The sequence below is a fragment of the Pseudomonas sp. NPDC047961 genome (assembly GCF_050272435.1).
GTDB lineage: Bacteria > Pseudomonadota > Gammaproteobacteria > Pseudomonadales > Pseudomonadaceae > Stutzerimonas.
This window is the reverse complement of sequence record NZ_JBNNMD010000003.1, coordinates 334,969-347,981: the sequence shown is the minus strand read 5'-3', so window position 1 is coordinate 347,981 and position 13,013 is coordinate 334,969. Positions and strand designations below refer to the sequence as shown.

The following is a 13,013-nucleotide window of genomic DNA, read 5'->3' as shown; positions in this document are numbered from 1 at the left end:
CGTGACGCTCGGCGCCGTACGGTCGCTGCAAGAGCTCGTAACACCGTAGGGTGGATGTCGCTGTTTACATCCACCATGACGACGCTGCGGTGGATGGATGAAGCGTCATCCACCCTACAATGGGCTCAGCTTCACTCTCAGGCTTTCACCGAGGAATCTCATGTACCAGCTCAATGACCTTCTGCACCTGATGGCCCGGCTGCGTGATCCGCAGCATGGCTGCCCGTGGGATCTGCAGCAGGATTACGCCAGCATCGTGCCGCATACTCTGGAAGAAGCCTACGAGGTGGCGGATGCCATCGAGAGCGGTGACTTCGATCATTTGCCGGGTGAGCTGGGCGACCTGCTGTTCCAGGTCGTCTATTACAGCCAGCTGGCGAAGGAGGAGGGCCGCTTCGAGTTCGATGCGGTCGTTGATGGCATTACCCGCAAGCTGTTGCGTCGGCACCCGCACGTGTTCCCTGACGGCGATCTCTACGGCTCGCCGGAGTTGCCCCGTCTCGACGAAGCGCAGATCAAGCAGCGCTGGGAAGCGATTAAAACCGAGGAACGTGCCGAGAAATCCGTCGCTCCCGAGCAACTGTCGCTGCTCGATGATGTGCCCAGCGCGTTGCCCGCCTTGAGTCGCGCCGCCAAGCTGCAGAAGCGCACCGCTCAGGTCGGCTTCGACTGGCCGGACGCGTTGCCGGTGGTGGACAAGGTGCGTGAGGAACTCGACGAAGTCCTCGAGGCCATGAGCGAGAACGACCCGGAGGCCATTGCCGAGGAAATCGGCGATTTGCTGTTCGTCACGGTCAATCTGGCGCGGCACCTGAAGGTCGATCCGGAGAATGCATTGCGAGCGGCCAATCGCAAGTTTGAGCGACGCTTTCGCTTTATCGAACAAGCCTTGCGGGATAGCGGTCGGCCCATTGAAAATTGCGACCTGGAAGAGCTCGACGCGCTATGGGGCGAGGCCAAGAAAGCCGAAAAGATACCGACCTGCGGTTGATAGCCGGAGCGTAATCGTGGAAGTTGTCAGGGCCACGAACCCGCTCGGTGGATCCTGGTTGATCCGCCCTTACGTCTAATTTGAATTCACGACGAGACGAGCCGACACATGAGTCTTTCCCTTCGCGATCAGCTGCTCAAAGCCGGGCTGGTCAATGAAAAACAGGCCAAGCAGGCCGGCAAGCAACAGCAGAAACAGCAGCGCCTGGTGAAGAAAGGCCAGGCTGAACAGGACACCTCGCAACGCGATGCGGCACTTAAGGCTCATGCCGAAAAACTCGCCCGCGACCAGGAGCTGAACCGTCAGCAGCAGGAAAAAGCCGAACAGAAGGCCCGTATCGCGCAGGTCAAGCAACTGATCGAAGGTAGCCGCTTGCCTAAGTTGACAACCGAGGACTACTACAACTTCGTCGACGACAAGAAGGTCAAGCGCCTGTCGGTGAACAAGCTGATGCGCGACAAGCTCTCCAGTGGCTCGCTGGCTATCGTCCGCCATGGCGGCGGTTATGAAGTGATCCCGCGTGAGGCGGCACTGAAGATTCAGGAGCGCGACCCGCGCCGCATCGTGCAGCTCAATGTTCAGACCGAAGCGCCGGATGCCGATGATCCTTATGCCGCTTACCAGATCCCTGACGATCTGATGTGGTAAGAGCCCGTCGATCCTCGGTGCGGCCAGTCAGTAAGGCGTATTGTCGAGGCGGGTGACCTGTTGGCTGTCGTAAGGGTCACTTTCCTTGGCTAGTGCGTTCTGCGCTCACCACGACCACCGTCAGCCGCCTGCCTATGTAGGAGCCAGCTTGCTGGCGAATGCGTATATCGGTTCGCGAGCAAGCTCTTTTGGCGACTGCGCTTGCGGATGTAGCCGTTAGAAGCGTTCCCGAGCACCTCCGACGAGAGGATGGATTTATGGCCGCCTAGTGGCGTCTACTGCAATAGCCCGACCGGGCTTTCGGTTACAGCAGGAGGACTCAAATGGAAACCACACGTTATTCGGACGAGATCGATACGCTCAGCTGGCAAGCCCAAGGTGTGCCCGGTGACCCCGAAGAGCCTGGCGTGCCGGACCTGCCGAGCGAGCCCGGCGAGCCGACTATCCCGGATCAGCCGCCGCCAGACCCGGTAGCCTGACAGCCGTCATCACGCCGGACCAGCGGCCCGCGCGAGCAGGTCGACCACCTGCTCGTCGCTGGTTTGTTCGAAGTTGCCGTAATGACAACCAACCCCGATGAACGGCTCGGGCATTGCCAGGCAGATCAGCTCGTCCACTTCTGTTTTCAACATTTCGATCACATCCCGTGGGCCCACTGGCACGGCTAGGACCACGTGGCTCGGCTTCGATTGCTTGAGCCCCTTCAACGCTGCCCGCACCGTGGCACCGGTGGCGATGCCATCATCGATCACGATGACGCAGCGATCCGTGAGCACGGGGGCAGGTCGCTCGCCACAATAGCGATGCCGACGGCGTTCCAGCTCGGTCAGTTGGCGCTGCATTTCTTCTTCGAACCAGCTCGGTGGTGGTGCGATCTGGTTAAGCAATTCCTGGTTGATCACCCACTTCGGCTCGGCGCCGTCGATCACCGCGCCCAGCGCCAGCTCTTCGTTACCCGGCGCGCCGATCTTGCGCACCAGCACCAGATCCAGTGGCGCCCTCAAGCGCTGCGCCACTTCGAAGGCGACCGGAACCCCTCCGCGCGGCAGGGCCAGCACCAGGGGCGAATCCGGCGCAAGGTGCTGCAGGGCTTCGGCCAGCTCCTGGCCGGCATGGGTGCGGTCGCGAAACAGTTGCGATTCGGGCATTAAGACGCGCATGACTCACTCTCCGAATGGGTAGGTATCCGGAACGCTCTCTTCATCGATCTGCTGGGGGCCGATCGGTTTGACCGCGTGGGTCTGTTCGAGCCAGAGCAGGGCGTCGAACTGTTCTGACAGTATGGCTTGGAAATAATGGCTCTGGCGTTCGGTAGCCGGACGGTAGATCACCCCAATGGCCCGCTCGAGGCGCGGCCTGGCCAATGCTTTGCGGAGCTGCGGATCGTCGCGCCACGTGGTTAGCGAAGCCGGTAGTGCAGTGCGCAAGAACAGCTGCTCCCAGCTGTCCGGGCGCGACGGCCGAACCTGTTTGACCTGCATGGGTTCGTCCCAGTTGTCAGCCGCTGCCACCTCGCCGCGGTCGGTGCCCATGCCGATCAGCACCGCATCGCGACCGAAGGCAGTGCGGCACAGCTCACCGATATTGAATTCGCCGCCCCAGCCCATGGAGGTCGAAGCGGCGTTGCCGATGTGCGAGTTGTGCGCCCAGACCACCGCCTTGGCACCCTCACCGCGATGCGCCAGAAGGGCCTGCAGGGTGTCGAACATGTGCCGATCACGCAGGTTCCACGATTCGGTCGAGCCCTGGTACATGGCTCGGTAGTACTGCTCGGCGGCGAGCACGACGCGTGCATTCTGCTCGGCATTGAAGAAGCTGCAGCCATCCTTCTTCATGTATTCCAGCCGCTGGTCGAGCAAGGCGCGTAGCTGTTCGACCACGGCGCCCTCGCAGGAGGGTTCGCCGCGCATCACGTTGCGACCGTAGATCGCCGGCTCGTCATGCCAAGGGCTGAGACAGCCATATCGGCGCCGCGCGGTCATGGCAGCGTCCGGGTCGACCCGGTCGAGATAGCCGAGCACCTCCTGGATCGAGGCACCCAGGCTGTAGACGTCCAGCCCACGAAATTCCACCCGTTGTTCGGCGGGTAGGCCATCGTTGTGGTCACGCAGCCAACGGGCGAAATCAGCGACCTCCTGGTTGCGCCACATCCAGGTCGGAAAGCGTTTGAAGCCTTCCTCGACCCAGGCGGGTGGTTGCTGCTGGCGTACGTAGCGGTCGATCTTTGCCGCATCCGGCCAGTCGGCTTCAGCGGCGACGATGCTGAAGCCGTGTCGCTCGATCAATCGGCGGGTTATCGCCGCTCGGGCGCGGTAGAACTCCGACGTGCCGTGGCTGGCTTCGCCGATCAACACCACCCGTGCGTCAGCGAACTGCTCGAAGGCGTCGGCAAATTCCGGATCATCAATGTCGGGCAATACGATTGCGCTACGGCGCAGCAGCTCTACCAGCTGTTCCTCAGTCGATTCTTTAGGTCGTGGACGTGACTGGATCATGGTCTCGTCTCCTGGTCTGCTTTCTAGGATGACCGGCGGCGGATTGCCCCGTTCAGACCGTCCGGCAGCTGATTCAACAAGCACAAGCGGCAGAACTGAATGCGACGAACTAGTCTCTAACCAAAGCGACGCCAATCTCGGCGAGCGAGTTTCCGCCGAAGGCGCTAAGACACGAGGGGCACCCATGACGACCTGGATCATCGCTTACAGCAAAGACGGCAATACCTCCATTCTGCGGACCGAATCCGATCGCCAGCCGGATATAGACGAGGCAGTAGAGCTGGTCACCCGCAAGGCCGAGCAGGATTACGCCGGAGAAGAAGATGCCTACGAGCACGACCCCGATGTGGAGGAGACCCCTGCCACACGTTTGAGCGAGCGCTTTGGTATCACCGTAACCGGCATCTCACAGGCTTAAACCCACGTCACGCCACCTGCCATACCCCATCACCCCCAACCACGAAAAGACGCCGGCCCGGGTCGGCGTCTACTTCCATCATTCCGGTGAAGCTGCCGAAGGCCGGCAGTAGGCTGACCCGCTCGCCTAGGCAGAAACAGGGTAGGCGCAACGACTGACGGCCGCGTCCATGCAGGCGGAACGCCGGGTGCAGATGGCCTGCCAGGACGTGATGGCTGGGATGCGGATCGGATTCGTGCTGCAGGGCGAACGGACCGAGCAGCAGCGGTTCGGGCACCACGGTCATTGCCAGGCTGGCAGGCGGGTCGCCGGCGCGGCGGTCGTGGTTGCCCCGTATCAGGGTCACCGCAAGCGCTGGGTGCTTGGCGCGCCAGTCGAGCAATTGGCTGAGCGTGGCGGGCGTCTGTGATTCCGGCGCATGCAGGAAATCACCGAGGAAAATCAGCTGCTCGCAGCGGTAGCGGTCGAGCAGGGCGTCGAGCCGTTGCAGGTTGGCCTGGGTGGTGCCGTGTGGCACCGGTTGGCCAAGACGACGATAGGCGGCGGCCTTGCCGAAATGGATATCGGCGATCAGCAGTGCTTTTCGATCAGGCCAGTAGATGGCTTTTTCGGGGAGCAACCAGAGCTCCGTCTGCTCGAGTTCGATGGGTAAGTGCGGGGTCATGTGGCCGAGTTTATCGCGGGCGGATGCGGGTTCCCATCGCTGGGCGGCGTTCGCTGCGTTGCGCTGCAGGGCCAGCACCGGCTCAGTTGGCGGGGCAGTGGTGAGCGTTCGCGAGCAAGCTCGCTCCTACGGTTCCCTGTATGGGTCCCGAGGCCTCGAGAGCGCTCATGGGGGCGGCAAAGTGATGTGTCCGATGGCGTATGCCAGTAGGCCGAGCGTGGATTAGGGGTGAACTGAGCGTACTTCAGCAAGTTGCGCTTCCCCGGGCGTAGGGAACCTGCATGGGTCGCTCCTCACGTAGCTGCGGAGCGATCCGTAGGTCGTGGCTATCGGGTGGCGCGTCGCGCCTTTTTCGGCCTTGGCGTGCCGTCCTTGGTTGCGCGCGGTTTGCGCTTGGGGCTGGTTTCCCGTTCCACGGCAATACTGGCGTCGCCCTCTGGCTGATAGCCACCGGGACCTGCTGCCTTGTCCAATTCCGCGACCATGCGGCGGATGCGGTCAGCGAGTTTTTCCGAACTCATGCTTTCGCGGAAGCGTTCGACCATCAGCGGGAACGCGAGCGGCGTTGTGCGTTTGACCGGGTGAATGTCCAACTGCCGCTGTTGCAGACGGCTCATGGTTTGTTCCAGCCGCTCGACTTCCAGTTCCTGGCGCAGCACTTCTTCCTCGGCCTGGTTCAACAGGAGATTGGCCGGGTCGTACTGGCGAAACACGTCGAAGAACAGGCCGCTGGAGGCCTGCAGTTGGCGCGCGCTTTTCTGAGCGCCGGGGTAGCCTGAGAAGACCAGTCCGGCGATCCGCGCAATCTCCCTGAAGCGGCGGCGCGCGAGCTCACCGGCATTGAGACTGGCAAGCACGTCATGCAGCAGATTGTCCTGACTGAACAGTTCGGGCGTCAGCCACTGCAACCAGTCCACTTCGGTCGCCGAGAGCAGTTCGAACCCGTAGTCATTCACGGCGATGGAGAAGGTCAGCGGCTGGCGCTGGCCCATCCGCCAGGCCAGTAGGCTGGCGAGCCCTAGATGTACGTGGCGCCCGGCGAAGGGATAGAGGAACAGGTGCCAGCCCTCACGAGACTGCATCACCTCGGCCAGCAAGGTGGTTTCGGTGGGCAGCGCCGACCAGTCCATCTGCACGCGCAGCAAGGGCTCGACCAGGCGCATCTCGGGCGTGGTGAACTGCCCGCGAGAGGCGGCGCCGAGCTGCTCGACCACGGCATCGGCCAGTTCGCTGGACAGTGGCATCCGCCCGCCATTCCAGCGTGGCACCGCGGCTTTCTTGCCCGTGGCGCGACTGACGTAGGCGGTCATGTTCTCCACCCGCACCAGTTCCAGCAGTCGGCCCCCGAAGAGAAAATTGTCGCCGGGCCGCAAGCGCGCGATGAACCCTTCCTCGATGGTGCCCAGTGAGCGGCCACTGCCACCCTTGGCCCAGAATTTCACCGTCAGGCTGGCATCGCTGACGATGGTGCCGATGCCCATGCGATGACGCAGCGCCACGCGGCGGCTGGGGACCTTCCACAGCCCGGTCTCGTCCGGCTCGACACGCTGATAATCCGGGTAGGCGGTGAGCGAATGCCCGCCATGACGGACGAAGGCCAGTGCCCACTGCCAGTGGTCATCGGTGAGCTCGCGATATGACCAGGCATGGCGAACTTCGGCAAACAACTCATCAGGCCGAAAACCGCCGCCCAGCGCCATGCTCACCAGGTGTTGCACCAATACATCCAGTGGGAGATGGGGCGCGCTGCGCGCTTCAATGCGGCGTTCGGCAATGGCGACCTGCGCTGCGGCCGCTTCCACGACTTCGACGCTATGGGTGGGTACCAGCGTGACCCGAGAGGTACGGCCCGGCGCATGACCGGAACGCCCGGCCCGTTGCATCAGCCGCGCCACGCCTTTTGGCGAACCGATCTGCAGCACCCGCTCGACCGGCAGAAAGTCGACCCCAAGATCCAGGCTCGAAGTGCAGACCACCGCCTTGAGCGCGCCTTGCTTGAGGCCCTGTTCGACCCAGTCACGTACCTCGCGCGCCAGCGAGCCGTGGTGCAGCGCGATCAGCCCGGCCCAGTCCGGCCGCGCGCCGAGGATCGCCTGATACCAGATCTCCGACTGCGAGCGGGTGTTGGTGAAGACCAGCGTGGTGGCGGCGGAGTCGATCTGCTCGACCACCTGCGGCAGCATGCGCAGGCCCAAGTGCCCAGCCCACGGAAAGCGCTCGATAGTTGGGGGCAGCAGGGTGTCGACCCTCAGATCCTTATCGACTCGGCCTTGTACCAGCTTGCCGCTGTTCGGATGAAGCAACACGTCCAGTGCGTGGGGCTGATTGCCCAAGGTGGCCGACAGCCCCCAGGCGATCAGTTCTGGCGTCCACTGCCGCAACCGTGCCAATGCCAGTTGCAGTTGCACGCCGCGCTTGTTGCCCAGCAGCTCATGCCACTCGTCCACCACCAGCATGCGCAGCCCGGCGAATGCTTGGCGCGCGTCGGCACGGGTCAGCAACAGGGTGAGGCTTTCCGGGGTCGTCACCAGCGCACTGGGCAGGCGTCGCCCCTGGCGCGCACGTTCTGAACTACTGGTATCACCGGTTCGCAGGCCGATGCTCCAGTTGATGCCGCGGTCGTCCAACGGGGCTTGCAACGCGCGGGCCGTGTCAGCGGCCAGCGCGCGCATCGGGGTAATCCAGAGGACAGTGAGCGGCGCAGGTTTGTCCGATGGCTTGGCAGACGGCTGCGGGTCTTCGGCGGAGCAATCGGCTCGGGGAGAAGCGAAACGATTTAGCGCGCCAAGCCAGACGGCGTAAGTCTTGCCCGAGCCCGTGGTGGCATGGAGCAGGCCCGATTCGCCCTTGTGTATTGCCTGCCAGACCTGCTGCTGGAAAGGGAACGGCTGCCAGTCGCGGTTGGCAAACCAACGTTCGGCAAGCGACGCGGGCGTCGTACTCATAACCTGAAGGCCACCCGATACAAGCGAAGGTCGTGCTTCCGCTTTTCGTAGGAGCGAGCTTGCTCGCGATCTTGGGGCTCCGCGTGGATGGAGATCGCCAGCAAGCTGGCTCCTACCTGGGCGTCGTGCTTCCGCTTTTGGTAGGAGCGAGCTCGTTCGCGATCCTCGGGTTCCGTGGGAGTGGTGATCGCCAGCAAGCTGGCTCCTACAGGGGAGTCGTGCTTCTGCTTTTGGTAGGAGCGAGCTTGCTCGCGAAGCTCGGACTCCGTAGGGCTGCTGATCGCCAGCAAGCTGGCTCCTACACGGGAGTCATGCTTCTGCTCGACTTCTCTAGGCCGCTTCATCCGAGCAATTCCTTCAGCGTCTCCAGCGTATCGGCCTCATCCACCGGCTTGTCGAGACGCCAGCGCAGCATGCGGGGGAAGCGCACGGCGATGCCGCTTTTGTGCCGGCTGCTGGCGGCGATGCCCTCGAAGCCGAGTTCGAACACCAGCGTTGGCGTCACGCTGCGCACGGGGCCGAACTTCTCTACGGTGGTCTTGCGCACGATGGCGTCGACCTTGCGCATTTCCTCGTCGGTCAGCCCGGAATACGCCTTGGCGAAGGGCACCAGCTTGCGCTCGGGGTCGCCTAGCTCGCCGTCCCATACGGCAAAGGTGTGGTCGGTATAGAGGCTGGCGCGGCGGCCGTGGCCGCGTTGGGCGTAGATCAGTACGGCATCGATGGAATACGGATCAATCTTCCATTTCCACCAGACGCCGACGTCCTTGGTCCGGCCAACGCCGTACTGTGCGGCGCGCGCCTTGATCATCATGCCCTCGACACCGCGCTCACGGGACGCCTCGCGCTGGCGTGCTAAGTCAGCCCAATCGCTGCCTGTGACCAGCGGCGACAGCATCAGCCGTGGATTAGGGCATTGCGCGACGACGGCTTCGAGCTGTTGCCGACGTTCGTGGTGCGCTCGCTGGCGCCAGTCGTCGCCCTGCCATTCCAAGAGGTCATAACTGAGCACCGCAACCGGGGCGTCCTGCAGCACTTTGGCGGTCAGGTTCTTGCGGCCGATCCGCTGTTGCAGCAGGGCGAAGGGCTGCACGCCGAAGCGCTCGGTTGCTTCGCTATCGTCGCGAGCGGGCTGCTGGAAAAAGTCGGTCACACGCTCGCCGGGCGCGTGCTTCCAGACCAGTATCTCGCCATCGATCACCGTGCCGTCCGGTAGGCAGCCGGCCAGCTCGCAGAGTTCCGGAAAGCGCTCGCTGACCAGCTCTTCGCCGCGCGACCAGACCCAGATCTGCCCGTCGCGCTTGACCAGCTGGGCGCGGATGCCGTCCCACTTCCACTCGATGAACCAGTTCTCTGGCGCACCGAGCAGCGTGTCGAACTCCTCGACCGGCGCCTGCAACGGATGGGCGAGGAAAAACGGGTAGGGCTGGCCGCCACGTTGTGCGTGCTCGTGTTCGGACTCTTCGGCGATCAGTGTGCGGTAGCCTTCAGCGCTGGGGCGATGAGACAGGTCGGTGTATCCCACCAGCCGTTGCGCGACGCGTTTGGGGTCGAGATCGCCCAGCGAGGCCAGCGCCCGAGTGACCAGTAGTTTCGACACGCCGACGCGAAAGGCGCCAGTGATCAGCTTGATGCAGACCATCAGGCTCAGTCGATCCAACTGTGCCCAGAGTGCGGGCAGGCGCTCGGTCAGCTCTTCCGGTGGCAGGCCGCGCAGCGGCAGCAACTTGTCCTGCATCCACACGGCCAGCCCGTCGTCGGAGCTGTGCTCGGCTTCGGGCATCAGCAGTGAGATGGTTTCGGCCATATCGCCGACCGCCTGGTAACTTTCCTCGAACAGCCATTCCGGCAAGCCCGAGGCATGCATGGCGGTTTCGCGCAGGACACGGGTCGGGACCAGTTGGCGCGGGCGGCCGCCAGCCAGAAAGTAGACCGCCCAGGCCGCGTCGGCCGGATCGGCGTCGCGGAAGTAGTCCCGCATCGCCGCGAGCTTGGCGTTGCTCGAGGTGGTGGCGTCGAGGCGGCTGTATAGAGTGGCGAAAGCTTTCATCTCGGCCCGCCTTTAGCGGCGGAGGCAGCCCCTTCGCGCGCAAGCTCGCTCCTGCAAGGGTGGTGGCGAAGCTCGGTGTTGATGCTCTTTGGCAGGAGCCAGCTTGCTGGCGATCCCTGGCGGCGCAATGGTTCCGGATCGCGAGCAAGCTCGCTCCTACAGGGGCGGCGTCGTATTTCAGCGGCGGTTTTCTTCCGTAGGAAGCGTAAGGCATGACTGCGGGTCATTCGGCCTCCTGGGACGTGGCGTCATCCTCATCACCGTATTCGGTCTCGAAGGCCTGGGCGTCGAGGCCGCGCATCTCCCGCAGGTAGCGCACCAGGACCGCAACTGAACCATGGGTCACCATCACCCGCTCGGCGCCGGTCTGCTCGATGGCCCAGAGCAGGCCCGGCCAGTCGGCATGATCGGAGAGCACAAAGCCGCGGTCGACCCCGCGCCGACGACGGGTGCCGCGCAGCATCATCCAGCCACTGGCAAAGGCGTCGGCGTAGTCACCGAAGCGGCGCATCCAGGTGCTGCCGCCGGCGGAGGGCGGGGCGAGGATGATGGCGTGCTTCAAACGCGGGTCACCTTTTTTCAGGTCGCCTGCATAGACGGTGGGTGGCAGATAGATGCCGCCTTCGCGGTAAACCTTGTTCAGCGGCTCGACGGCGCCATGGACGACGATGGTGCCGATGCTTTCGTCCAGGCCATGCAGGATGCGCTGCGCTTTGCCGAAGGCGTAGCAGAACAGCACGCTGGCGCGCCCGGCCGCTGCGTTGGCTCGCCACCAGTCGTTGATCTCGCGGAATATCTCGGCTTGGGAGGGCCATTTGTAGATCGGCAGGCCAAAGGTCGATTCAGTGATGAAGGTGTGGCAGCGCACCGGCTCGAAGGGTGCGCAAGTGCCGTCCGGCTCCACCTTGTAGTCGCCCGAGGCGACCCAGACTTCGCCCCTGTATTCCAGTCGGACCTGGGCGGAACCGAGCACATGGCCGGCGGGATGGAAGCTGAGCCTGACCCCGTGGTGCTCGATGAACTCGCCATACGCCAGCGTCTGCAGCGGCATGTCAGCGGCGATGCGTGAGCGCAGGATGCCTTCGCTGTCGCGGGAGGCCAGGTAATGGCCCATGCCCCAGCGCGCGTGGTCGCCGTGGGCGTGGGTGATGACGGCGCGCTCTACCGGCCGCCAAGGGTCGATGTAGAAATCACCAGGCGGGCAATACAGGCCTTCAGGGCGGGCAACGACAAGATCCATGAATACAGACACTTTGCGGGCTTGTAGCGTTGGAGCCCGGGTCGGCGTTGGGAGTTCGCCTGCAAGGTCGCGTCGGTGGGCTGAAGCCCACCCTACAGGGCCGGGAGGTCGCCTCTGGTCAGGTGGGTGGAGTAAAAGCCATCCTGCGGGGCGGGGATCAGTCCACCAACTTCAGATGGGAGGTGTCCGGCACAGGCGCATCGCTGGCACGGCGCCGTTCGCCCATATCGCTGCCCACCGGTGCCAGGCTGAACTGTGACAAGTCGACAACAGGCGGCTGCACGGGCGCGCGGGCGTCCTGAAGATCGACGCCGACCGGTGCAATGCCGAAGTCCGGCGCCTCGACGTCGACGAAGGCCGCCATGTATTCGTCGCGCGGAGCGACCCTCAACGGTTGTGGCGATGCTGCAGGGGCAGACGGCTGTTGTGCCGGAACTGCGTCTTCCGACGGCGGCGGGGCGAGCTCGATTTCCTCGACTTCCACCGGCATCGGTCGCACTTCGGCAATGGCACCCGCGCGGGCCATGGCCTGGCGATACTTCTCGACGCTGGCATGGTCGAGGTCCTGCTTTATCACGATCCGCCGACCGGAAAACAGCACGGCGATGCGCTGGGCGTCGGCCTGAAACAGGCGAGTCAGGTTGGCCTCGACCTGCTCCAGCTTTGCGCCCGGAGCGAGTTCGCCGGAAAACGATATTTCATAGCGGCTCATGATAGAGGCCCTTTTGACTGCCAAGGAAAGGATGCGCTGATCATAGAGCCTGGCACTGACGCTTGAAAGCCAGCGGGTTGGTCGTGCTGTCTGTGCTGCGACGTCGTTGGCATGCCGGGTCCGTCAGCCCCGATGGTGGTCTTCGACGGGCGACACAAAGGCTGTCCCGTATCAGCTGCCCAAAGCTTGGCTGGGTAATAATGCAACGCCGTCGGCACTTTCTCCCCGTCCAGCCCAAGGATCGCGAACTCATGGTGGTATTCGAAATCAAGTCGCTCAGCCCGGAAACCTACCGGCAGAAGACGCGACGCAGCACGCTGGTTGTAGCCGTGACCTTTGCAGTGCTGGCGATGGGGCTGGCGACCCTGGCCGTTGCGCTGTTCGGCGAGGCGGGCGCGGATAACCTGAAATGGAACGTGGCAGGGGTCGTGGCCGGTTTGCTGCTGACTGCCGCATTGGTGCGCTTTGTCTATCTGCAGCAGTCTTGGATGGCTTGCGCTGCTTACGGCTGGAACCTCAAACGCAGCCTGATGAGCGTCACTAACGTCATGCACCATGTCACGGCGGGTGTGGCAGCGGGTGATCCCGAGGCGATAAAACTGCTGCGCTTCTACCATCTCGGACTGACGCAGATGCATCAGCTGGATGGCAACAGCGCCTCGCTCAGCGAAGTGACAGGGGAAATCAGTCAGCATCGCGACATGATGGAAGCGCGCGGGATGGATATCGATCAAAACCGTCTGGATGACGCCTGGCTAGCCTCCATGAAGCGTTTCCCCGCAGGAAAGTGACCCTGTGAGGCGGGTCACTGACGAAGTGGCCCGATCCCGTCCATGCCAGCCGCGCTTGC

12 protein-coding genes are annotated in these 13,013 nt (G+C 63.5%); 5 read left to right on the top strand and 7 right to left on the bottom strand.

Annotated features, from left to right (window positions below):
* Positions 1–160 precede the first annotated feature (160 nt).
* The 3 genes from mazG to ACQKIK_RS12425 all read left to right on the top strand — a co-directional run bounded on the left by mazG (position 161) and on the right by ACQKIK_RS12425 (position 2,118).
* Positions 161–991: a nucleoside triphosphate pyrophosphohydrolase gene (gene mazG, locus ACQKIK_RS12435; protein WP_499136150.1), complete on the top strand. Its 831-nt coding sequence runs from the start codon at positions 161–163 to the stop codon at positions 989–991.
* 108 nt (positions 992–1,099) lie between these two features.
* A complete protein-coding gene (locus ACQKIK_RS12430) occupies positions 1,100–1,639 on the top strand; it encodes a DUF2058 domain-containing protein (protein WP_045425605.1) in 540 nt (179 codons plus the stop codon).
* A 323-nt stretch (positions 1,640–1,962) separates the two neighbouring features.
* Positions 1,963–2,118: a hypothetical protein gene (locus ACQKIK_RS12425; protein WP_167369788.1), complete on the top strand. Its 156-nt coding sequence runs from the start codon at positions 1,963–1,965 to the stop codon at positions 2,116–2,118.
* Positions 2,119–2,127: 9 nt separating this feature from the next.
* On the opposite strand, the gene ACQKIK_RS12420 is transcribed toward ACQKIK_RS12425, so the two are convergent.
* Positions 2,128–2,799 (bottom strand): phosphoribosyltransferase, encoded by a 672-nt coding sequence (locus ACQKIK_RS12420; RefSeq protein WP_499136148.1) that lies wholly within the window; start codon positions 2,797–2,799, stop codon positions 2,128–2,130.
* 3 nt (positions 2,800–2,802) lie between these two features.
* Positions 2,803–4,134 carry an erythromycin esterase family protein gene (locus ACQKIK_RS12415; RefSeq protein WP_499136146.1) on the bottom strand — a complete coding sequence of 444 codons (1,332 nt, stop codon included), beginning with the start codon at positions 4,132–4,134 and terminating at the stop codon, positions 2,803–2,805.
* A 184-nt stretch (positions 4,135–4,318) separates the two neighbouring features.
* On the opposite strand from ACQKIK_RS12415, the gene ACQKIK_RS12410 reads away from it, so the two are divergent.
* On the top strand, positions 4,319–4,552 hold the full coding sequence (locus tag ACQKIK_RS12410) for a hypothetical protein (protein ID WP_045425613.1): 234 nt from the start codon (positions 4,319–4,321) through the stop codon (positions 4,550–4,552).
* Between the two features lie 7 nt (positions 4,553–4,559).
* On the opposite strand, the gene pdeM is transcribed toward ACQKIK_RS12410, so the two are convergent.
* The 5 genes from pdeM to ACQKIK_RS12385 all read right to left on the bottom strand — a co-directional run bounded on the left by pdeM (position 4,560) and on the right by ACQKIK_RS12385 (position 12,163).
* The gene (gene pdeM / locus ACQKIK_RS12405; RefSeq protein WP_499136145.1) at positions 4,560–5,216 is read right to left on the bottom strand and encodes a ligase-associated DNA damage response endonuclease PdeM; all 657 of its coding nucleotides are present in this window, start codon (positions 5,214–5,216) and stop codon (positions 4,560–4,562) included.
* A 326-nt stretch (positions 5,217–5,542) separates the two neighbouring features.
* Positions 5,543–8,161, bottom strand: coding sequence for a ligase-associated DNA damage response DEXH box helicase (locus tag ACQKIK_RS12400; protein WP_499136144.1), 2,619 nt, complete (start codon positions 8,159–8,161; stop codon positions 5,543–5,545).
* 340 nt (positions 8,162–8,501) lie between these two features.
* Entirely contained in the window at positions 8,502–10,211 is a 1,710-nt protein-coding gene (locus tag ACQKIK_RS12395) for an ATP-dependent DNA ligase (protein WP_499136143.1), read from the bottom strand.
* Positions 10,212–10,434: 223 nt separating this feature from the next.
* Positions 10,435–11,451 carry a ligase-associated DNA damage response exonuclease gene (locus tag ACQKIK_RS12390; protein WP_499136142.1) on the bottom strand — a complete coding sequence of 339 codons (1,017 nt, stop codon included), beginning with the start codon at positions 11,449–11,451 and terminating at the stop codon, positions 10,435–10,437.
* Between the two features lie 157 nt (positions 11,452–11,608).
* On the bottom strand, positions 11,609–12,163 hold the full coding sequence (locus ACQKIK_RS12385; RefSeq protein ID WP_127839709.1) for a hypothetical protein: 555 nt from the start codon (positions 12,161–12,163) through the stop codon (positions 11,609–11,611).
* Positions 12,164–12,414: 251 nt separating this feature from the next.
* Here ACQKIK_RS12385 and ACQKIK_RS12380 point away from each other — a divergent pair, with 251 nt between their 5' ends.
* The gene (locus tag ACQKIK_RS12380; protein WP_064482629.1) at positions 12,415–12,954 is read left to right on the top strand and encodes a DUF3087 domain-containing protein; all 540 of its coding nucleotides are present in this window, start codon (positions 12,415–12,417) and stop codon (positions 12,952–12,954) included.
* The last annotated feature ends 59 nt before the right edge of the window (positions 12,955–13,013 follow it).

Bases quoted from the DNA above. Each gene is read 5' to 3' on its own strand.
- mazG (WP_499136150.1), top strand. From the start codon at position 161: ATGTACCAGCTCAATGACCTTCTGCACCTGATGGCCCGGCTGCGTGAT.
- ACQKIK_RS12430 (WP_045425605.1), top strand. From the start codon at position 1,100: ATGAGTCTTTCCCTTCGCGATCAGCTGCTCAAAGCCGGGCTGGTCAAT.
- ACQKIK_RS12425 (WP_167369788.1), top strand. From the start codon at position 1,963: ATGGAAACCACACGTTATTCGGACGAGATCGATACGCTCAGCTGGCAA.
- ACQKIK_RS12420 (WP_499136148.1), bottom strand. From the start codon at position 2,799: ATGCGCGTCTTAATGCCCGAATCGCAACTGTTTCGCGACCGCACCCAT.
- ACQKIK_RS12415 (WP_499136146.1), bottom strand. From the start codon at position 4,134: ATGATCCAGTCACGTCCACGACCTAAAGAATCGACTGAGGAACAGCTG.
- ACQKIK_RS12410 (WP_045425613.1), top strand. From the start codon at position 4,319: ATGACGACCTGGATCATCGCTTACAGCAAAGACGGCAATACCTCCATT.
- pdeM (WP_499136145.1), bottom strand. From the start codon at position 5,216: ATGACCCCGCACTTACCCATCGAACTCGAGCAGACGGAGCTCTGGTTG.
- ACQKIK_RS12400 (WP_499136144.1), bottom strand. From the start codon at position 8,161: ATGAGTACGACGCCCGCGTCGCTTGCCGAACGTTGGTTTGCCAACCGC.
- ACQKIK_RS12395 (WP_499136143.1), bottom strand. From the start codon at position 10,211: ATGAAAGCTTTCGCCACTCTATACAGCCGCCTCGACGCCACCACCTCG.
- ACQKIK_RS12390 (WP_499136142.1), bottom strand. From the start codon at position 11,451: ATGGATCTTGTCGTTGCCCGCCCTGAAGGCCTGTATTGCCCGCCTGGT.
- ACQKIK_RS12385 (WP_127839709.1), bottom strand. From the start codon at position 12,163: ATGAGCCGCTATGAAATATCGTTTTCCGGCGAACTCGCTCCGGGCGCA.
- ACQKIK_RS12380 (WP_064482629.1), top strand. From the start codon at position 12,415: ATGGTGGTATTCGAAATCAAGTCGCTCAGCCCGGAAACCTACCGGCAG.